Genomic DNA, 19,764 nt, shown 5'->3' with positions numbered 1-19,764 from the left:
CACCTAGCACTCATCGTTTACGGCGTGGACTACCAGGGTATCTAATCCTGTTTGCTCCCCACGCTTTCGCGCCTCAGCGTCAGTTACAGGCCAGAGAGCCGCCTTCGCCACTGGTGTTCCTCCACATCTCTACGCATTTCACCGCTACACGTGGAATTCCGCTCTCCTCTCCTGCACTCAAGCTCCCCAGTTTCAGATGGCCCTCCACGGTTGAGCCGTGGGCTTTCACACCTGACTTAAGAAGCCGCCTGCGCGCGCTTTACGCCCAATAATTCCGGACAACGCTTGCCCCCTACGTATTACCGCGGCTGCTGGCACGTAGTTAGCCGGGGCTTTCTCGTCAGGTACCGTCAGACCGGGAGGTCATCCCGGCGGTTCTTCCCTGACAACAGAGTTTTACGATCCGAAGACCTTCCTCACTCACGCGGCGTTGCTCCGTCAGACTTTCGTCCATTGCGGAAGATTCCCTACTGCTGCCTCCCGTAGGAGTCTGGGCCGTGTCTCAGTCCCAGTGTGGCCGTTCACCCTCTCAGGTCGGCTACGCATCGTCGCCTTGGTAGGCCGTTACCCCACCAACTAGCTAATGCGCCGCAGGCCCATCTGTACGCGGCTCAAAAGCCTTTCCATGCCGAACCATGCGGTTCGGCATCCTATCCGGTATTAGCTCCGGTTTCCCGGAGTTATCCCGGTCGTACAGGCAGGTTGCCTACGTGTTACTCACCCGTCCGCCGCTAACCTCAGGAATGCAAGCACTCCATCGGTTCGCTCGACTTGCATGTATTAGGCACGCCGCCAGCGTTCGTCCTGAGCCAGGATCAAACTCTCCAAAAAAGTTGAAGGTTGATACGCAAGCTCGTAAGCTAGCTCATAAAGAAAGAATGTTTTTCGGGCCCCATAAAAGTGCCTGAAATCAACTTTGAAGCTGACCTTCACTTTCACGGGATATTTACCTCGCACACAAACGAGTGTCACTGTTCAGTTTTCAAGGAACTTCTTTTATTTCGCCTCTTTTTAGCGGCGACTTTTTTATCTTATTATAACCTAAGATTTTTGTCAACAACTTTTTTTGCTGCTTTTATGTTGATTTCTTGTTGTGTTGTTATGAAAAGGTTCATTATAACAAAGCAAACTTTGAAAGCAAGTTTTTTGCCTCGTTACAGCGACAAGAAATAATCTATCACAGGGTCTTTCTGTATGTCAACACCTTTTATTATTTTTTACTTTTTTAAAAGAAAAAGGGCGGCTTACCACCCTTATTTCCCAACCTGATTAAACATGGATTTTGCAACCTCAATCATTTCTTCTTGCGGCATTTCTCCAGACAATGTATATTCTACTCCATCATGATCCCAGCGTAACGTTTTCTTAGCATCACCAGTCATTATCCCGATGGTGTAGCCCAGGTCTATAGGATCTCCTGTCACAAAGCTTGCAGTCGTTGCCTGAGATTTATTTTCCATAATATTGAAAGAATACGTTCCTTGATACCTTAAAACAATTTGGTAGCCATCTTCATCTTTTACTCTTGTTATTCCTTTTAACGATACGCCCTTAGGAAGATACATCGGCTCAATAAGCCCAAAGCTACTCTCATGCTTTCTGGCAGTAGCATCTGCTACAACCGGCACTGAATCCAAAATTGCCGCCTGCATGTTACGTTCTTTGTCAAAAGCATCTTTATCAAATTTCGGATTTAACTCAAAAGAACTATATTGTACTGTTATCATTGAGTTCATATTGCTGTCCATTACGTCAACGCGTACAGGCTCCAAAGATTTATTTAAAACAATTTTTTGGGTTGTAAGCGAACGATTTTGGTAATCGGCTTTTACTTCAAAAGTGTAGTTTTCTCCTTCACCTTGAAACTTTCTTGCTGTGTCATTTACAATGCTTTTTGCCAACGACTCATACAAATAAACCTGTCCATGCTTTTCAGGCCACTCGCTTTGAAAACGAAAACTTTTGTTCAAATGTGGAGTTAAAACAAAGACTCCTTCCTCATTCCGCAAAATAATCTGCGTAATGTTCCGCTGCTTCGACGTTAAAGCAATCCGATAAAAGTTTGGCTTTTTATACCATACTTCCACTTCATATTCCTGAGGAGTCTTGCCGGTTTGCAGTAAAAGAGATGCTCTAGATTTATACCCTGACATCTTTTCCACTTGTTTCGCTAAATCCCCTGCTACATCTTCGGATGACTTCGAACCGCAACCGACCAGAGCCAGACATAACAGCGATAATAAAACAAACAATGAAAAAACGCGTTTCAAGTTTTCAACTCCTTCGCCTTTTTTTCGACAAAGGAGGGATCCCATGTCAATTTCCTGGGAAATCTGTACGAAATGAGTCGCCTGCAAACGACAGTTTTTGAAGCGCCGGCCCGATCGCGTCGATAATATCGCCCGCCAATGTGGCGTACATCGACTTTGCACCACAAATTTCGCCAGCCAGTCCATGGATAAACACAGCCAACTGAATGCCCGATTCTATATCTTCGGTTTGTGCCAGCATTCCCGCCAGCATTCCTGTCAAAACATCTCCGCTACCGCCTTTGGCAAGTGCAGCGCTTCCCGTCGGGTTTACAAAAATCCTACCATCAGGAGTGGCGATTAAAGTGTATGTTCCTTTTAGTACCACGTAAACCTGGTACTTTTGGGCAAATTCACGCGCATAACCGACCCTGTCTTTTTCAACATCTGCCGTTTTGCATCCGCATAATCTGCCCATTTCTCCCGGATGAGGCGTCAAAATAACCGGACTTTTCTTAGCGCGAAGGATGGAAAGGTCTTCGGAAAGTAAATTCAAAGCGTCAGCATCCAAAATAAGCGGCACATCAACCATGCGAATAATTTCGCTAAGCCACTGATTCCCTCCTGTCCATTTACCTAGACCTGGACCGATAGCCACAACGTCAAATGAAGAAACACGCTGCTTTAAAAAAGCATAACTCCCGCACGCAAAGTGTCCTGATTCAGCCGGCCATTCCCAGAAGACAGGCTCGTTAATTTTACCGGCCACGATTGGCAACGCCGGTTCCGGGATCGCCAACGTTAATAAACCGCAGCCCGTCCTAAGCCCGGCAGCCGCAGAAAGTACAGGTGCTCCTGTCATCTCTTTTGAACCTGCAATTATCAACGCATGACCATACGTTCCTTTGTGTGAAAAGCGCGGACGCTGGGGCAATTTCTTCTGCATTCCTTCAGCCGTAAGCAGTTGATCTTTCAACACAAATTCACTCGTCGCCCGTGAAGGTATAGAGATATCAGCTACTACCAATTCACCAACATAAGCTGCGCCCGGATACAAAAAATGTCCCCACTTCGGAAAAGCGAATGTTACCGTGAGATCGGCTTGAACCGCATGTTGCAACGTTTTCCCTGTATCGCTGTCTACCCCTGTTGGAATATCAACCGCCACTACTTTACTCTCACATTGCTGAAGTTGTTCAATTACAAGAGGATAAGGAGGACGTAACTCTCCTCGTGTGCCTGTTCCTAACAAGGCATCAATAATGACGCGCGCTTCACGCATATCTGCCTTTAGTGCTTCATTTTGTCCTTCCCGCCATTCGCGTATGGTATAACCACAGTTCAGCAACATGTCCACTTGACGTCTGCAATCTTCGCTTCGCTTGTTCTCTTCTCCGAATAACCAAACCGAAACATCGCGCCCTCGGTTCATCAAATGACGTGCAACAACCAATCCATCCCCACCGTTATTTCCGGGCCCTGCAAGAATAACGATGTTGCCGTAAGGCCACCGTTTTTCCACTTCCCTGACGACTGCAACCCCTGCGTTTTCCATGAGAACGAGGCTTGGAATACCGATTTGCTCAATGGTGAACCGGTCAATCTCACGCATCTGCTGTGCGCTCACCACGTACATATCATTCCCTCCTAACCCGCGTTATATATGTATGTCCGGCCATCCGCCGATATGCAGACAAGTCTACCGCTTCTCTAAAATGCACTGGGCAACCGCGTATTGCTCACTATGCGAAATCGATAAATGGCAACAGCATTCGCTGTATCCAGTAATGTCATGAAGGAAACTACTTCTTATTACAACAATCGGTCTTCCCCCATTTTCGGGGATAATTTCTGCATCTCGAAACGAAAAACGTTTACCAATGCCCGTGCCCAGTGCTTTGGCAATCGCTTCTTTTGCCGCATAGCGCCCTGCCACAAATTCAGCTCTTCTTGCTTTCGCTTCCGGTATATACCCAATCTCCCGTTCCGTGAAAATCCGATTCAGAAAGCTTTTTTCTTGCCTTGCAAGAATTTTTCTAATGCGGTCAAGTTCTACAATATCAATGCCCATACCGATAATCATGCGTTCTTCCTTCCCCTCGTTTTTTATCATTATAAGTGATTGCCAGCAAGAACACATCATCTACGCCATGCTCATAACTGAAGCCACAACCACTGCTTCGCTTTTTTACGCTTCGGTGACGGGCAGAAAGGCAAAAGACGTAAAGGAAGCAAAGGCGTATTATTGATCATCAATATCTCTGTTTCTTGCACATTAAAAAAATTGCAGCCAGTCCTTCACTGGACTGGCTGCTTGTAAAAACTAATGTTGTTCTACATATTCGCGGAGAGCGGTGTACAATGCATCCGCCACGCGTTGTTGAAATTCGTCTTTTGCCATTTCCTTCGCTTCCGTCGGGTTGGTAATAAATCCGACTTCAACTAAAACAGCTGGCATTTTTGTATTTTTGATAACATAGAACTTTGCTGTTTTTACTTTTCGATCATAAAACCCGGTAGCTTCTACAAAGTACTTGTGTATTGTTTGGGCGTATTCTTTGCTCTTCTCGGTGTAATAATACGTTTCGGTTCCTTTGGCGCTCGCCGAAGTGGCCGAATTGATATGAACAGAAATGAACAGATCAGCATTTTCCTTGTTTGCCAATTCTACACGTTCTGCCAAGGTGGGATACGTATCTCCCTCGCGCGTCATAATAACCTGAAACTTGGAATCTGCCCGCAATTTGTTAGCCAAACGTTGCGCTATTCCTAGCGTCAAATCTTTCTCCTTTAGGCCGTTACCTCCCGCTCCCGAGTCGGTACCGCCATGGCCCGCATCAACAACAATCTTCACCTTTTCTTTAGAGGACAACCGAGCCACTGGTGGTACAGAAGTCGGTGTATTAACATTGTCTTCGGACGGACTTGTCACAGAACCTTCGCCACCATTAGATGGTTCAATAACAGCCGGAACATCCGGTGATTGCGTTGCTGGGGGGACAGGTACCGGAGGCTGCGGATACTGTACATCTTTCAACCTTACTTGAATGCCATCCTGATTCGAAACCAAGTCATACTTCGCCGAACCGACCAATTCCATCACTACGCGAACTGTATCTGGAGAAAACTGACTATACCGTACTTCTTTTATTGCGGAATTCGCCTCTCCGTTAAGCGGAAGCGGTGACGCAATCGCTAACTGCGCGTTCTGCACATCGATTACAATACGAAACGGTGCTTTCATGACTTGATCTTTTGCTCGGGGCTTTCCAATTGTTTTAATTTCTAATACATTTCCAGATTGGCTAATCCCCGTTACCTTTATTTTAGCTGGTGCTTCCGGCTTTGCTTCCGGCTTCTTGGGCTGCTCCTCCGATGCCGGGCGCTCCGCCTGAGACGTTAGAGTATAGATAGTCTTACTCGCGTTCCAGCTGCCCGTGCCATGAACAAGTTCTGCAAGAAAGGATAACGGCACTGTAATTTTGTTATCAATTTTTTTGTATAAACCCGCAGACACTGTTTTTGCTTCCCCGTCTTTTATAAACACAACCTTATCTTTTTGCGACTTTATAGTATATCCGGTAGATGCAGCAATTTTTTGCGCATCGACAAAATATGTACCGTTATGATTGTATATATCGGCAGCGACAGCTTGTCCATTTATGCGAAGCTGTACAGGATTGTTCAAAATAACGCTTTTCGTCTTTTCTTCCCAGCCGACTTCCATCCCCAACAATTCTCCTACAGCCCGGAAAGGAAGAAACGTCCGATTGCTAATAATAACCGGAGCTACATCAAGTTTTTTATTTGAACTATTCACACGTGCCGTTTTGGAATGAATCGTTAACTCCACTTTTTTGTTGCCATTTGATACGGTCACCCGGCGTGTTTTCGCGTCCCATTCAACTTTCATTCCCATGCCTTCCTGCACAATATAAATCGGTACAAGCATACGGCCGTTTATCAATTGGGGAGGAACATCCGGTTTTATCCGTTTGCCATTCATCCACAATTGAATCGAGGCATTAGAAGCAGCCTGAACGGTAGCAGACCATACGCCTAGCAAAAGAAAAAGAAATATCCCTATCCTCCGCCACGCTTTTTTCATCCATATCCTCTCTTTCTCCATAGTTTTACACTTCTACTCTCGTTTCGACAAATAAACATATTTATTGGAAGCATTTTCTCTCATTGTACTACTTCTTTCTCTAAGATTGAACAATTTTCCCATACAAAAAGGCCGCATGTTTCTAAGATAAAACTTACTTCAATTTCCTTTTTGGATGATTTCCATTAAAGAGAAAAAAGCGCATTAAAAAGTATAAGACTGGAATTAAAAGACAAAGACTTATGATGAACGCAACCACAAGCAAAAGTCCCAACTGTGAGCTGGTAACGCTGGCACGAATCATCAAATATGGGTACAGCAGATAAGGCATATGGGATACTCCATAACCAAAAAATGCGAATCCAAACTGCAACATAACCATAATAAACGCTGTCCCCAGCGCCTGACGCTGGGCGATAAAATAGACAGCAATTACAAAAAAAAGCAAAGAAGCAATAAACATCCAGCTGACGTCAATCATTTGACCAAAATGCCAAGCATTGTGAGCACGTAGTGTTATAAATACAATTACGCTTGCCAGAAGGGTCGGACCGCTCCAAAAGAGTGCGAAACGACGCAACAATTCCATTGCTTCAGTGTTCCCGACCTTATTAGCGTAATACGTAAGAAAACTAGTGCTAATAAACAACACACTAACAATTGCCAGAAGAACTACCGCCCATGAATAAGGACTGGTAAACAGCAAGCCCGGCGTAAATGCCATATATCCTTCTGGTTGCTCCGTAATGAATCCCCCTTCTGAAATCGTAAAAACGGTAGATAAAGATGCGGGAATTAACAGGCCTGTAATTCCGTAAATGAATAAATAACTTAGATTTTCCCGCGCACCAAAATGGGCAAGCGCATAGAAAAATCCGCGTACAACCAATAACATAAGCGCAACGCTCCCTGGTACCAAAAATACTGCGCCATAATAGGTTGCAGCATCTGGGAAGAAACCGATGAGTCCGGCAAAAAAGAAAACAAGAAAAACATTCGCTATCCCCCAGACAGGGGAAAGATAACGGGCAATAATACCATTTATAATATGATCTTTCTTTTTCCACTTTCCGTAAAAAAAGAAGAAGCCGGCACCAAAATCAATGGAGGCAACAATTAAATATCCGTATAAAAACGTCCACAGTACTGAAATCCCAATGGCTTCATACGACATACCGTTTCTCCCCCCCTATTCTAGTGCCTCGCTTTTTGAACTTTAGCCGTATCATACTTTTCTCGAGCAATGGAAAACCTTACCACCTTTTTTTATACCATCTATTCTCCAATCACAATTATAGCAGGAACATCACTTTAAGCGTGGTAAAAACGGCAGTTCTTGATATATTATGCCACCAAATGGCATCAGTCAGGGCAGAAAAAAAGCAGGCGTCCCAAGAAAACACCTGCTTTATGGCTTGCTTTGTGGTTTTTGCGCGTCCGCGGCCGCCGCTTTTGAACTTAAAATCATAATTTCCACTCGGCGGTTTTTAGCTCGGTTTTCCGGCGTATCATTCGGAGCTACCGGGTGATATTCACCGTAACCTGCGCCTGAAAGACGCTCTGGTTTAATCTTATATTCCTCCGCAAGATAACGAACTAGATTCATAGCGCGAGCGGCAGAAAGCTCCCAGTTAGAAGGATATCGTGCGTTATGAATCGGAACATTATCCGTATGCCCCTCAATCCGCAACGGATTGTCGATAGAATTAATAAAATTAAACATATCCTTAATAACCTTCTTCGCTTCCGGTTGCAGCGTAGCATCGCCAATCGCGAACAAAACGGTTCCAGTAATCGTTACGTTAATCCCGTTCTGGTCTATGTTAATTTTCACGTTTTTATCCAAGCCTTTGGCCTGCGTATATTGCTCCATTTTTTCTTTAATTTGTTCAAACCGTTCTTGTTCGGATGGAACTTCGTTCTTTTTCTTTTCCTTCCCTGTATTTATGTTTGCCGAAGAAAGCGCAGCTGAGCCGGGCGCCGGCATTACAAGTGAAGCACCCGATCCTGTTATCTGGCTAAATGATTCCCGCAAAGCCTGGAATTTCTTCGCGTCAACCGCGCTCATAGAAAAAAGAATAAGAAAAACAATAAACAATAAAGTGATAAAGTCAGCATAGGATATCAGCCAACGCTCTAAATTAACATGACTATCATGCTTCTGCCTCTTTCTGAACATGTGCTTCTTCACCGCCCGCCTTTGTATTCCGATGCGCTTCAGAAAGGAAGACAAGCAGCTTCTCACGTAACGCAACCGGGTTCATTCCTTGCTGCACACCAATGATACCTTCAAGGGCGATTGTCAAATAAAGCACTTCATCTTTTGACTTTGCCTTCAACTTCTCGGCAAAGGGAAAGAAGAATAAGTTTGCAAACGCCACCCCATAAAGCGTGGCAAGAAAAGCAGCGCTAATGGATGGCCCCAATGACTCTGGTTCATTCAAATGTGTCATAATCACTACCATATGCATAACGGTTCCCAAAATCCCGATGGTGGGGCAATAACCGCCCGCGTTCTCAAAAATTTTGGCGCCGTGCTGATGGCGAGTTTCCATAGCAGAAATATCATACTCCAGCATTTCTCCTATGATCGATTGATCGACCCCGTCAACCGCACTACGTAATCCTCTTACAATAAAAGGATTATCGATCTTTTCTATCTCCTGCTCAAGCGAAAGCAATCCTTCACGACGTGCCTTCCCTGCCAATTGCTCCATTTGGTTAATCAGGCCCATATAATCCAATTTCTGTTCAGTAAACAGTTTCTTAAAGAGCTTGGGCACTTTTTTCAATTCGCTCGTAGGCAGCGAAAGAATGACCGCTCCCATGGTTCCACCAAGAACCAGTACAAATGAAGACGCGCTCCAGAGGAGATTCAGATTTCCTCCATCATAGAAAAAACCGAACGCCGCAGCGGCTAAAGCTACAAGAATTCCGATAATTGAGGCTAAATCCATTTGACATCCCCTATTTCTCTCGATAGTTCTCTTTTCATTACAATGTTCTTATATATGTATCGGCACAAATGAGACAAAATCAAGACTATTTGAGCAAGATAGGACTAAAGTAAAAAAGAGATTTTTTACCTATCGATATCCGGGGTTTTGACAGCGATACTTCTACCATACGCGAGGATTCGCGAGATAAAAAAATTCCTGCATTTGTTCAGCTAAAATATTACGTCCAATACGCGCCATAGCAAAATTAGCAGCATGCGCTTGAATATCAGGATCGTCCGTATAGACTTCTTCCATGCCCGCTGACGCAAGCAAGCGTTTTAGCATTCTTTTATATTCATACACATCAACACCGCTATTTTTTAAATCCCAATGCCAATAATATTCAAGAGCAAGTACAATCTGATTTTCAATATCTCTGGCATCAGCAAATAAACGCTGTAAAATACGACGAGCAATTTTTTGACGGCGGTACGAGGGAGCCACCTCTAAAGCCCCCATCATTCTAATATAAGGGAGCGCTTTCCAGCGCTCCTCCGAATCAGGGGGCAAAAGTGTGGCATATCCAACAATCTGGTTATGATGGACAGCTGCGGAAATTTGCATAGCTGTCTCTTCCAGCACTCTCCGCAAATATGAACATTGCTCACCCGGCTCACGGAAACAAGCCAAACCTGAATGAAACGGATAAATCAGTTGCTGTGCTGAAAATACTGAAATAAATGTAATCCCCTCATAATCGTTACGCATACTTATTCCCAACTTTCATCTTTATAATTATCAATGGGATACAAGTAATACGGCGGCAAATCATCCACAAGATGATATTCACCGATTTGCTGATCCTCCCACAACACAATGAGAAAAAGTTCGTAAACCGCAAGCACCTGTCCTTGCATCCCGTCAAACCGTTCTACTCGCATTCCTTCACTAAATTGTAAATGCATAATCTTTCCCTCCCTGTCCCCTTTTCATCCTTAACATTTTCAATTTTCTGTTTACTAATGCTGCTCTATTATTTGGTCAAAATTGTTTGCAGAACAAGTTTTTCTGCGACTTGATAGGGAAAAGTCTAGGGTCAAGTACTTTCCGTGACACCAGACTTTCCCTTCCTACTAATCAAAGAAAAGCAAAGGAGCAATAAAACTTCAAAAATAAAGGAGATTGGTTCTAAAACTCAGGGATTTAACCATCTTTACAACTCATCAAAACCGTTCTCTTTCGTTACCTTGGCATAAGTGCGGGATTTTCCCTCGAAAAAATCCGTTTTTGTTTGGTTCAGGGCTTCATCTGAGAACGGCCGGATCCACGGCATGCAATTATCCACTCCCTCATACGCTTTCTCAAGCCCCATCATGGACAATCGCTTATTTACAATAAACCGGATATAACGGTCAAATTCTTCAAAATCAATGCCTTCGACTCCTGTCAGAACATGACGAGCCCATTTCATTTCCAATTCAACCGCTTGGTGCATTTTGTGATACACAAAGGCGCGGTTTTTCTCTGTATTTAACTCAGGATAATCGTTCAATAGAAGCTGAAACACTTCTCCGAAAAAGAACGTATGCTGAGCCTCGTCCCGCTGAATGTAGCTAATCATCTGACTGGTTCCCAGCATCTTCTGGTGACGAGCCAGATTGTAGAAAAAAGCAAACCCGCTGTAGAAGAAAACTCCTTCCAGAATCATGTCAGCGACAAGCCCCTCGAAGAAAGTCTGAGGACTTTTTTGATCCCGAAAACGCTGGTACATGTCTGCAATGAAAAGATTTCGCTCCAGCAACACCTCGTCATGTTTCCAGTATTCAAATACGTCTTTTTGAGTCTGGTAATCAACCAGGCTGGAGAGCACATAAGAATACGATTGATTGTGAATCACTTCCTGCTGGTTAATAATAGCGGCAATTGCCACCAGAGAGGAATCTGTAAAGTATTGCCCAACATCGGTCACAAAATTGGTCTGCATGCTATCCAAAACAGCAAGAAGCCCGATAATTTTCTTAAAAGCGTCCTGCTCGATCGGTGTCAATTCCGAAAACTGCTGCTTGTCCTTGTTCATCGGAATCTCGGACGGAATCCAGTGGTTGGAAATTAACACCTTGTACAGCTTATACATGGCCGGGTGTCGGATATCGTCCCAGTTTAATACCCCAGAACACTTGCCATTAATGATTTTGTTTGACTTGTTTGGAGCGTTTGTCTCAAAAACTTTCTGTTGCTGCAGCATTTCCGTTCCCCTTTCTGCTATTATGTGCAGGCTTCGCACTGATGAATCTCAATCGCACGGCTGCGGATGTAGTAGGTTGTCTTCAATCCCTGTTTCCAGGCCTCCATATGCAACCGTAGTAAATCCCTGGCATGGATGTCAGGACGGACATATAAATTGATACTTTGTCCCTGATCGAGATGACGCTGGCGGGCGGCAGCCTGTTTGATCGACCAGTGCTGATCCAGATGATACGCTCCCTTGTAGTACCACAGTGTGCGAGAAGACAAATCGGGAGCTGGATTGGCAATTTTGTATGTGGTCTTCTCTTCATAAGCGACCGGCTCGAACACTGGATCAACAGAAGCGGTGGAGCCAGCAATCAGCGACGTTGAGCCGGTTGGTGCAATGGCCATCAGATATCCGTTTCGAATGCCGCATACGGCTACTTCTTTCGCGAGTTCTTTCCACTCGGGAGAATCATAACGTCTGCGGACAAAATATTCTCCATTTTCCCACTCGCTGCCTGAAAAGAGCGGATAGGCTCCTTTTTCTTTCGCTAATTCCAGTGAAGCGCGAATGACTAAATAATTGATTCGTTCAAACAACCGATCGTTGAATCTAACCGCCTCTTCACTTTCCCATCTGATTTTATTGACGGCGAGCAGATGATGTAATCCAAAAGCTCCAAGCCCAATGCCTCGATACTTTTTGTTAGTATAGTGGGCCTGTAGAACATCAATCTGATTTACGTCAATCACGTTGTCCAGCATGCGCACCTGAATGGGAATTAATCGTTCCAATACGTTTGCGGGTACCGCACGCCCCAGATTAATGCTGGAAAGATTGCAGACAACAAAATCGCCCGGTATTTTCCGAATCACAATCTCTCCGTCCTGTAACACTTCTTCGCACACCGTTGTAGGAGACATGTTCTCTAGAATTTCCGTACACAAATTGCTGGAGTAAATCATTCCCGCATGTTTATTCGGGTTCGCGCGGTTAACAGTATCCCGGTAGAACATAAACGGAGTTCCCGTTTCCAACTGCGAGATCATGATCCGCTTCATGATTTCTATAGCCGGTACCGTCACACGGCTCAAGCTGGCATTACGGACGCACGCTTCGTAACGTTCGCGAAAGCTGCCTTGCCCCGGCTCCTCATCATAGAAATCCTCCAGAGAAAAGCCCATTACATTGCGAACTTCATGCGGATCAAATAAATAAAATTCCTCTCTGTTTTCTACCGCTTCCATGAAAAGATCAGGGATACACACACCCGTGAAGATGTCATGCGCCCGCAAGCGCTCATCACCGTTGTTCATTTTCAAATCTAAAAAAGCCAGGATATCTTTGTGCCATACATCGAGATAAACAGCAACGCTGCCGTTTCTTGTTCCAAGCTGGTCGACGCTTACCGCCGTGTTGTTCAGTTGGCGAATCCAAGGAATAACCCCGCTCGATTTGTTTTCATAGCCGCGAATGGAAGAGCCACGAGCCCGCACTTTTCCCATATATACGCCGATGCCGCCTCCCATTTTGGACAGCCGGGCAATATCGGTGTTGGAATCGTAGATGCCTTGCAACGAGTCATCAACCGTGTCCACAAAGCAGCTGGAAAGCTGGCCCCCCCTTGCTTTTCCCGCATTCGCCATAGTCGGCGTTGCCACCGTCATATACTGATGACTCAGTGCCCAGTAGGCTTCTTTCACCAGCGCCAATCTTTTTTCTCTGGGTTCTTGCATCATGAGGTGCATAGCAATGATCATAAATCGCTCCTGGGGCAGTTCAAACAGGTTGCCGGTGTAATCCCTGGCCAAATACCGCTCGGCAAGAGTAACAATCCCCAAATAAGTAAATAGCTTGTCCTTTTCGGGATCGATCTCTTGTTCCAGTTCCATAATGTCTTGTAAGCGGTAGGCCGTTAGCATCTCCTTTTGATAAATGCCCTTTTCCACTAACTGCTCCAACAGGTCGAGAAAAGAACCATAGGGACGAGAAAGTCTGAATGGGTATGCACGGCTTCGGGCCACTTCGTGATACAGCGCAATGATATATGCTCTAGCTGCAACATAGGTCCATTCCGGCTCCTCTTTAGAGATCAGCTCCGCGGCTGACATGGAAACGATTTTCGCCAGTTCTTGTTCCGTTAGTTCTTTGTGTTTCCCTTTCGCGAACGTACCCCGAATAAGCGCATCCGCATCTAATTGGGGAAAATCACTCAAGATATCGCTGATGAGTGAAGGAACCTGTTTATCCATATCAAAAACAAATGTTTGCAATTCTTCCATCTCCTTTGCGGTAATAAAAAAAGCATCCTCTCCCGTTGGGTATAAGGATGCTTGTAATAGGCAATGAAAAAAGGCATACCTGTGCCTAAGCTTAACGCGCCTAAGAAAGGGCAAACGCCCTCATGACTGATTACACCTCCCCATCCTCGTGGTTCCAACGGTGCTTTCTTTATGGCAGGTCTCCTGGCTTACGGATCATCGCTTCTCTATACCTTCCCATTTCAGTCTTATGAAACAGTGGTGAATCCAAGAGTTGCTCCCCGTTCACAGTGGCGGGACCGCGCCGGACTTTCACCGGTCTTCCCTTTTAAGTGTTTACCTGATCTCTTAGTAAGATAAAAAATCATGCAAACACACCATAAAGCTTACCTATATTTAGTTTTATAAGGAGATTATAACATAATATATTGTGGTTAATAAAGGAACCTTTTGGGCATTTCAGAAGAAAGCAGAACATTCCTTAACTTAAAGCGGCTCCCGGCAAAAACCAGGAGCCTTCCTTCATACAAAACGACTTCGCTTTTTTCTTTTCCACAAGTAATAAATGACAAGCACCGCGCACGCGGCCAAAACAAACGCGTCCCCGTAATGTAAATACGTTTTAATCTCCGCCCAATTCTCACCTAGAATCCAGCCTACATAGGCAAGGGCCGTACACCACATCGTCGTGCCAAGAAAACTATAGACAATAAAACGCAAAAATGGCGCACGTGCCATTCCCATAGGCAAGGAGATAAACGTACGGATAGCCGGAAGCAAGCGAGTAAAGAACCCAACACTATCTCCATGCCGGGCCAACCAGCGCTGCGCACGTCGTACTTCATGCAGCGGGAAGATGAACCTAAGCGGCCCCTCCAACAAATGTCCATAACGATGCCCGATGATATATGCGACAACGCAACCGATCGTGCCTCCAAAGCTTCCCGCCGCAATCGCAAAAACCAGGTCCATCTTGCCTTGAGAAGCCAAAAAACCGGCGAACGGCATAATTAGCTCGCTCGGAATCGGAATACAGGCGCTTTCTAGAAGCATGCCGAGAAACACACCCATATACCCCAGATAGTCGATAATGGCGGTAATCCAGGATCCAATCGTTTCAAGCATTTTTCCCATAAGTCCGTCCCCCTTTATCAACTATCCTATACACAAAATCAGTTTATAGAACCCTTGACCTCTTTGTTTACCTCAGCTTGGCCATCCACCGGATTTTCCAGAAGTTCACGAATGTATTCTTTTGTCCGCTCTGCACGTGGATCGATTACCTGTGCCCCACCAATCGTTTTTTCCCGCAAAATCGTAGAAGGCGGAATTTGTTCCGTCTGTAGATTCTCCAGATCGATTTTATAGGCCAGGTTTGCCAGACGCAACATATCGGTGGAACCCATATTAGTCGTTACATAAGGAGAAATAGCCTCCAGCACACGCGGCACTTTCCAGATACTCGTTCCACTTTTCGCCTTTTCAGCCAAAGCTTTCAAGAATTTACGCTGCCGCTCTGTCCGGCTGAAGTCGCCCATTTTGTCGTGGCGGAAACGCACATATTGCAGCGCTTTACGACCATCCAGGTGCTGATAGCCTTTTTTCAGCAGAATATCATAGTACCCATTATTTTCATACAAATAGTATTCCATGTCTTTTTCAACATACAAATCAACGCCGCCAAGCGCATCCACTACTTTTTCAAACCCTTTAAAATCGGTCACTACATAATATTGAATCGGAAGCCCGGTTAAATTCTCCACCGTCTCAGCCATCAATTCCGGGCCGCCAAGTTCATATGCAGCATTAATCCGGTTTTTTCTATGACCCGGAATTTCTACCCATGAATCGCGCAAAATAGAAAATAGATGCGCTTTTTGAGTTACCGGGTCGATGCTTACTACCATAATTGAATCTGAACGCGTAGACTCCTCATAATCACGCTTGTCCACACCCAACAATAAAATATTGACACGTTCTTTTCCCGTCCATTCCGGAAGCGATGTCGCGGTGCCCGGTTTCTGAATTTTCGTCGTGAAAGAATAAAAAGAATAGGCGTAATACGCACCTAACCCGATTCCGAATAATAACAAAAAAACAAACGTCATTCTTAGAATGGTTTTTAACGTTCTCATGGAATTAACAAAACATCCTTTCTTTACAGTGAGCAAAACACCATTCTTTATTATAGCGCATCAGGATGTTTTATCACTATGTTTAATTTCATGCCATTACACCAGATAGTATTCGCTTATTCTTTTTATCATAACAACTACCATTTACGGAAATACTGCTTGCTTGTGAAATAGATGCCGAATCTTGTACCGTCCGGCCTTACCAGATGATAATCCCCGTTGCGCTTTTTCTGCGGCCGCAGCGGCACAACCGTCAAATCGGGCTCCAGCCCAAGAATCAGTCCCCGCTCCATATCTCGGCTTGCGATAATAATATCCTTCTTGACAGAAACCGGTGTAACTGACGGATAATAACGATTTTGACCAACCGCCCGCATAACTCCTGCCATTGCCCAATCACTGCTGGTCGCATTGCGCACATGGTTTAAAAATGAAACGCCTACTTGAACCATTTGCGGCTCAGCCCCAAACAAATAAACGGGATACTTTCCATTTATTTTATGTTCTTTCTTTCCCAGCGCGATAATTTGCTCCGCAATATAGCGATCCGCCTGACTTACATTTTTATAATCAACAATCTCCGCTACATTCACAACGGTGAAAATAAATGTCAGGCTGGCGATCAGCATACCGTATACAGCCCGTCCCACTCTCTTTCTAACTATCAGCAACAGCAAACCGTCCACAAGAAGCGCAAGCCCTATGAAAGACGGAAATACATTGCGCAACGCCAGTCCGCTTTTATCAAGAATAAAGAACGGGGAAAGCGGTACAACTGCTATGATAATTCCGAGCAGAATCTCCACGCCCGGTCGGCGCAACCTGCTTTCCTTGTCTGCCATCCGGAAGGCCAGCCAGCCGATAGTCAGCGCCACGATTGTAATCAAGAATAAGTAAAAATAGGAATGATTCTTCAACAAAAGAGACAGGCCACGTCCAAAACCGATACTGTAAAATTTAGTGTGCAACAATACGACAATATCATAAAATTCATGAAACACACCACCCGTATGAACAAGCAACCTTTCCCATGGAACAAGCTGTCCCCGTTCGGCGGTATTGCCCCCTTCTTTAAATACCACATAATAAATTCCAATAAATCCGACATTTAAAATAGGTAGCCAAAGCAAACGCCATCTTTGTTTCCAGAGCATAATCAGAAAAGAACAAGCCGCGCCAAGCGCAATAATTTGCTCATAAAAACCAAAAGACAAAAGCTGAACAATTACAAAACCTGCAACATATCCTATTTTTTTCTTCTGTTCAAAGCTCAGCACAAGCAAATAAAGCGAAAGAAGCATCAAGAAAAGCCCCACGACCAACCGTGATGAAGCGGACAGCCAGTATGTCGCTTCGCTGCCCAAAGGAAGAAGGCCGAAGATAATGGCTACCGCCGTTCCCAACGGCAAACCTAGCCTGTCGAAAATGCGATAAAGTAAGTAGCAACTGGCCGTATGTAAAGCCGTAATAATCACAAGCGCCCCGGCAAGATTCGGCCAGAACTTACCCCATACGAACAAATCAAACAATGAAGCGAGCGGTCGTGTATGATAGCTGTAATTTAGAAAAATTTGCCGAAACGGGTCGTCATAAAGCTGAAACGCCCCATATTGAATCCAGTCATCTAGCACGGGATAATAGCGAAACTTTTCATATCCGTATTTTAATGCCATAGCTGCACCAAACAAAAACCAAAACCATGGCAAAAGCTGTAGTTTTTTCTTCTCGCCCAATGATTTTACTCCTTCCTTCGTTAGTCCTGTTCCTATCTCGAAAAAAAGAAGACAGGTCTCCGCCTGTCTTCCTTTTCTCTATCGTTCTGATAGCCGGGCACGTTGCCGTTTTGCCACATTGCGGTAAATCTCCCTAACCGTAAACTCGCCCCGCATAAAGTAATAAATGCTAAGCGGGAGCAAAGCCGCATACTGAACCAAGTGAAGCAGCACGGACAAAATTGCCCTTTGGAACGCGTGCACATCAAACAAAGATAACGAATAGATGCAAGCATACTGAAATACCCCGATACCTCCCGGCGCGGACGGGATCAGCATAATCAAGTTCGTCAGCACAATGACGACCAGGCTCGCTACCCAGGCTTTGCTGCCGTAAATCCCAACCGCCATTAATCCGAATACGGTCGATAAGTATACGCATCCCCAAGAACAGACAAGATAACACAACGCACGCACAATCACAAGCGGTGATTTAAAAACCGCAAGGCTATCGAGAAAATGAAACAATCTGCGTGCTACCGCTGGCGTTTTTTCTGATGCCAGCACACGCGGACGCAAACGCAACGCAAGCAATAGCAGCAGCCCCCCTGCTACCATCGCTGCAAGCATCAGGTTGCGAATAAGCTGTAGTTTCGCTTCTACCACAGGCTCAAACGGGACAAAAAATGCGACGCTGACCGCAAGCACAATCAAAATAAATACGTCCAACAAACGTTCTAGCACAAGGTTTACGCCCACTGATGCGTAATCCCTTCTCATCTGTCCGATTGTCATAACGCGGATCGCTTCCCCCATCCGAAATGGGAGCAGCATGTTCGAACCGTTGCCCATGCATACTGACGCAAACATTTTCCTGACAGGGATGTCCGGCGCAAACCCTCTTGTCCAGGATAATGCGCGAAACCACTGGCTCGCTGCAAAAGCGAATACCGCAAGCAACACATAGAAATAATCAACCGGGTAACGCAGCAAGCGAGCAATATTTACATTTCCAAGATTGCGATAGGCTAAAAACAGAAACAGACACGTAATGGCAATACCAACAGCAAGCTGTATGTACTTACCCCTCATGTCGCACTTCCTTTAGCTTATTGTAAACGCCATTCCAATCATTTGTTCGCACCTGCAAGGCATCCCGAAACATCTTCCATGAATCTCTGATAATGTGTACTTTCGAATCAACGGAATGACGCAGATTTACAGGAATCCTCTCGATATGATACCCATACTTGCGAGCTAAAAATAACATCTCAAAATCAAAGCCGAAGCCCTGAATAGTCAACTGCGGAAAAATTACGCGTGTCGCCGCCTTGGTAAATCCTTTGAATCCGCACTGGGTATCCGGGATGTCCAAATGTAATACCGCGTTAATAAACCGTGAAAATACGGCGGAAGCAATTTTTCGCGACAACGGATATGGAACGTCTGACTGTTCCTGGTACAAGTCACGTCCACCGATAACAAGATCCGCTTTTTTAGCATAAAATACATGAAGCGCTTTTGTAATGCTTTCCAACGGATACGGCAAGTCAGCGTCCATAAAGAATATATACTTCCCCTTTGCAAGCAGCATACCGTGCTTCAAAGCCATTCCCTTGCCCATATTTTTCTTCAGCGATACAACCTGAAGACAAGGGTGACCCAATGCTTCTACAACGGCTACTGTTCCGTCAGTGCTGCCGTCGTCTACAACAAGCACCTCATAGCTTGCAAAGTGATTGTCCATAAAAGGCATGACCGCCTCAAGCGTATGTTTGATTCTTTTTTCTTCATTGTATGCCGGAATGACAAGCGATAGTTCCATTTCCGAACACGTCCTTTTTCTTGGCAATCCAGGAGATTTCGCCTCTCCCACATAGATTATAATTATACCCAAAAACATAAAACCTGTATATGGTGTCGATGAAATTTTCCTGCAATTGGACAAAAACCTTTCAATATTCAGCACCACCTTCTATTCCAGCAAGCAATAAAATGCCCATAAAATAATGCCTTGTCCGTTCCAAGCCGGAGAAGGCAACATATAAAAAAAAGAAGGTATTTCAACTTTCTCTTTCAACCTTCTCTTACATATTATACCTTTTGTTTTTTTATTACGGGAGTATA

General features: G+C 44.9%; 16 protein-coding genes, 1 rRNA gene and 1 riboswitch (1 of these 18 cut by a window edge). All 17 genes read right to left on the bottom strand.

Annotated elements, in window-relative coordinates; genetic code table 11:
- Nucleotides 1-831: ribosomal RNA gene (locus K3F53_RS02310) — 16S ribosomal RNA — on the bottom strand; it reaches 710 nt to the left of the window's first position.
- Nucleotides 832-1,253: 422 nt separating this feature from the next.
- Nucleotides 1,254-2,270 (bottom strand): DUF4367 domain-containing protein, encoded by a 1,017-nt coding sequence (locus K3F53_RS02305; RefSeq protein ID WP_057900439.1) that lies wholly within the window; start codon nt 2,268-2,270, stop codon nt 1,254-1,256.
- Between the two features lie 46 nt (nt 2,271-2,316).
- A complete protein-coding gene (locus K3F53_RS02300; RefSeq protein ID WP_091260911.1) occupies nt 2,317-3,885 on the bottom strand; it encodes an NAD(P)H-hydrate dehydratase in 1,569 nt (522 codons plus the stop codon).
- A 63-nt stretch (nt 3,886-3,948) separates the two neighbouring features.
- Nucleotides 3,949-4,332: a holo-ACP synthase gene (acpS, locus tag K3F53_RS02295; RefSeq protein ID WP_057899981.1), complete on the bottom strand. Its 384-nt coding sequence runs from the start codon at nt 4,330-4,332 to the stop codon at nt 3,949-3,951.
- Nucleotides 4,333-4,572: 240 nt separating this feature from the next.
- Nucleotides 4,573-6,357 (bottom strand): N-acetylmuramoyl-L-alanine amidase family protein, encoded by a 1,785-nt coding sequence (locus tag K3F53_RS02290; protein ID WP_057899982.1) that lies wholly within the window; start codon nt 6,355-6,357, stop codon nt 4,573-4,575.
- Between the two features lie 154 nt (nt 6,358-6,511).
- Nucleotides 6,512-7,531, bottom strand: coding sequence for a cytochrome d ubiquinol oxidase subunit II (locus K3F53_RS02285; protein WP_057899983.1), 1,020 nt, complete (start codon nt 7,529-7,531; stop codon nt 6,512-6,514).
- A gap of 234 nt (nt 7,532-7,765) precedes the next feature.
- A complete protein-coding gene (locus tag K3F53_RS02280) occupies nt 7,766-8,536 on the bottom strand; it encodes an OmpA family protein (RefSeq protein ID WP_057899984.1) in 771 nt (256 codons plus the stop codon).
- A complete protein-coding gene (locus K3F53_RS02275; RefSeq protein WP_057899985.1) occupies nt 8,511-9,314 on the bottom strand; it encodes a flagellar motor protein in 804 nt (267 codons plus the stop codon). The genes K3F53_RS02280 and K3F53_RS02275 overlap by 26 nt, the downstream gene beginning before the upstream one ends.
- 162 nt (nt 9,315-9,476) lie before the next feature.
- Nucleotides 9,477-10,064, bottom strand: a complete 588-nt coding sequence (locus tag K3F53_RS02270; protein WP_220559293.1) for a GNAT family N-acetyltransferase — start codon at nt 10,062-10,064, stop codon at nt 9,477-9,479.
- Between the two features lie 2 nt (nt 10,065-10,066).
- Nucleotides 10,067-10,261, bottom strand: coding sequence for a hypothetical protein (locus K3F53_RS02265; RefSeq protein WP_057899987.1), 195 nt, complete (start codon nt 10,259-10,261; stop codon nt 10,067-10,069).
- A 248-nt stretch (nt 10,262-10,509) separates the two neighbouring features.
- Nucleotides 10,510-11,538 (bottom strand): ribonucleotide-diphosphate reductase subunit beta, encoded by a 1,029-nt coding sequence (locus K3F53_RS02260; RefSeq protein WP_091260924.1) that lies wholly within the window; start codon nt 11,536-11,538, stop codon nt 10,510-10,512.
- Nucleotides 11,539-11,561: 23 nt separating this feature from the next.
- A complete protein-coding gene (locus K3F53_RS02255; protein WP_236782038.1) occupies nt 11,562-13,781 on the bottom strand; it encodes a ribonucleoside-diphosphate reductase subunit alpha in 2,220 nt (739 codons plus the stop codon).
- A gap of 186 nt (nt 13,782-13,967) precedes the next feature.
- Nucleotides 13,968-14,187: riboswitch (cobalamin riboswitch) on the bottom strand.
- A 125-nt stretch (nt 14,188-14,312) separates the two neighbouring features.
- Entirely contained in the window at nt 14,313-14,924 is a 612-nt protein-coding gene (locus K3F53_RS02250; RefSeq protein WP_057899989.1) for a DedA family protein, read from the bottom strand.
- 38 nt (nt 14,925-14,962) lie between these two features.
- The gene (locus K3F53_RS02245) at nt 14,963-15,925 is read right to left on the bottom strand and encodes an LCP family protein (RefSeq protein ID WP_057899990.1); all 963 of its coding nucleotides are present in this window, start codon (nt 15,923-15,925) and stop codon (nt 14,963-14,965) included.
- Between the two features lie 137 nt (nt 15,926-16,062).
- Nucleotides 16,063-17,658, bottom strand: coding sequence for a hypothetical protein (locus K3F53_RS02240; protein ID WP_220559292.1), 1,596 nt, complete (start codon nt 17,656-17,658; stop codon nt 16,063-16,065).
- Between the two features lie 78 nt (nt 17,659-17,736).
- Nucleotides 17,737-18,729 (bottom strand): lysylphosphatidylglycerol synthase transmembrane domain-containing protein, encoded by a 993-nt coding sequence (locus K3F53_RS02235; RefSeq protein ID WP_057899992.1) that lies wholly within the window; start codon nt 18,727-18,729, stop codon nt 17,737-17,739.
- Nucleotides 18,719-19,489, bottom strand: coding sequence for a dolichyl-phosphate beta-glucosyltransferase (locus K3F53_RS02230; RefSeq protein ID WP_220559291.1), 771 nt, complete (start codon nt 19,487-19,489; stop codon nt 18,719-18,721). The genes K3F53_RS02235 and K3F53_RS02230 overlap by 11 nt, the downstream gene beginning before the upstream one ends.
- Nucleotides 19,490-19,764: the final 275 nt, after the last annotated feature.

It is taken from the genome of Aneurinibacillus thermoaerophilus, from assembly GCF_019603355.1.
GTDB lineage: Bacteria > Bacillota > Bacilli > Aneurinibacillales > Aneurinibacillaceae > Aneurinibacillus > Aneurinibacillus thermoaerophilus.
Note: the sequence above shows the minus strand (reverse complement) of the source record. Positions and strands in the feature narration are given on the sequence as shown.

Excerpts from the sequence above, each read along its gene's own strand:
- K3F53_RS02275 (WP_057899985.1), bottom strand. The coding sequence starts at position 9,314 with ATGGATTTAGCCTCAATTATCGGAATTCTTGTAGCTTTAGCCGCTGCG.
- acpS (WP_057899981.1), bottom strand. The coding sequence starts at position 4,332 with ATGATTATCGGTATGGGCATTGATATTGTAGAACTTGACCGCATTAGA.
- K3F53_RS02245 (WP_057899990.1), bottom strand. The coding sequence starts at position 15,925 with ATGAGAACGTTAAAAACCATTCTAAGAATGACGTTTGTTTTTTTGTTA.
- K3F53_RS02235 (WP_057899992.1), bottom strand. The coding sequence starts at position 18,729 with ATGAGGGGTAAGTACATACAGCTTGCTGTTGGTATTGCCATTACGTGT.
- K3F53_RS02270 (WP_220559293.1), bottom strand. The coding sequence starts at position 10,064 with ATGCGTAACGATTATGAGGGGATTACATTTATTTCAGTATTTTCAGCA.
- K3F53_RS02290 (WP_057899982.1), bottom strand. The coding sequence starts at position 6,357 with ATGAAAAAAGCGTGGCGGAGGATAGGGATATTTCTTTTTCTTTTGCTA.
- K3F53_RS02265 (WP_057899987.1), bottom strand. The coding sequence starts at position 10,261 with ATGCATTTACAATTTAGTGAAGGAATGCGAGTAGAACGGTTTGACGGG.
- K3F53_RS02280 (WP_057899984.1), bottom strand. The coding sequence starts at position 8,536 with ATGTTCAGAAAGAGGCAGAAGCATGATAGTCATGTTAATTTAGAGCGT.
- K3F53_RS02300 (WP_091260911.1), bottom strand. The coding sequence starts at position 3,885 with ATGTACGTGGTGAGCGCACAGCAGATGCGTGAGATTGACCGGTTCACC.
- K3F53_RS02285 (WP_057899983.1), bottom strand. The coding sequence starts at position 7,531 with ATGTCGTATGAAGCCATTGGGATTTCAGTACTGTGGACGTTTTTATAC.
- K3F53_RS02250 (WP_057899989.1), bottom strand. The coding sequence starts at position 14,924 with ATGGGAAAAATGCTTGAAACGATTGGATCCTGGATTACCGCCATTATC.
- K3F53_RS02255 (WP_236782038.1), bottom strand. The coding sequence starts at position 13,781 with ATGGATAAACAGGTTCCTTCACTCATCAGCGATATCTTGAGTGATTTT.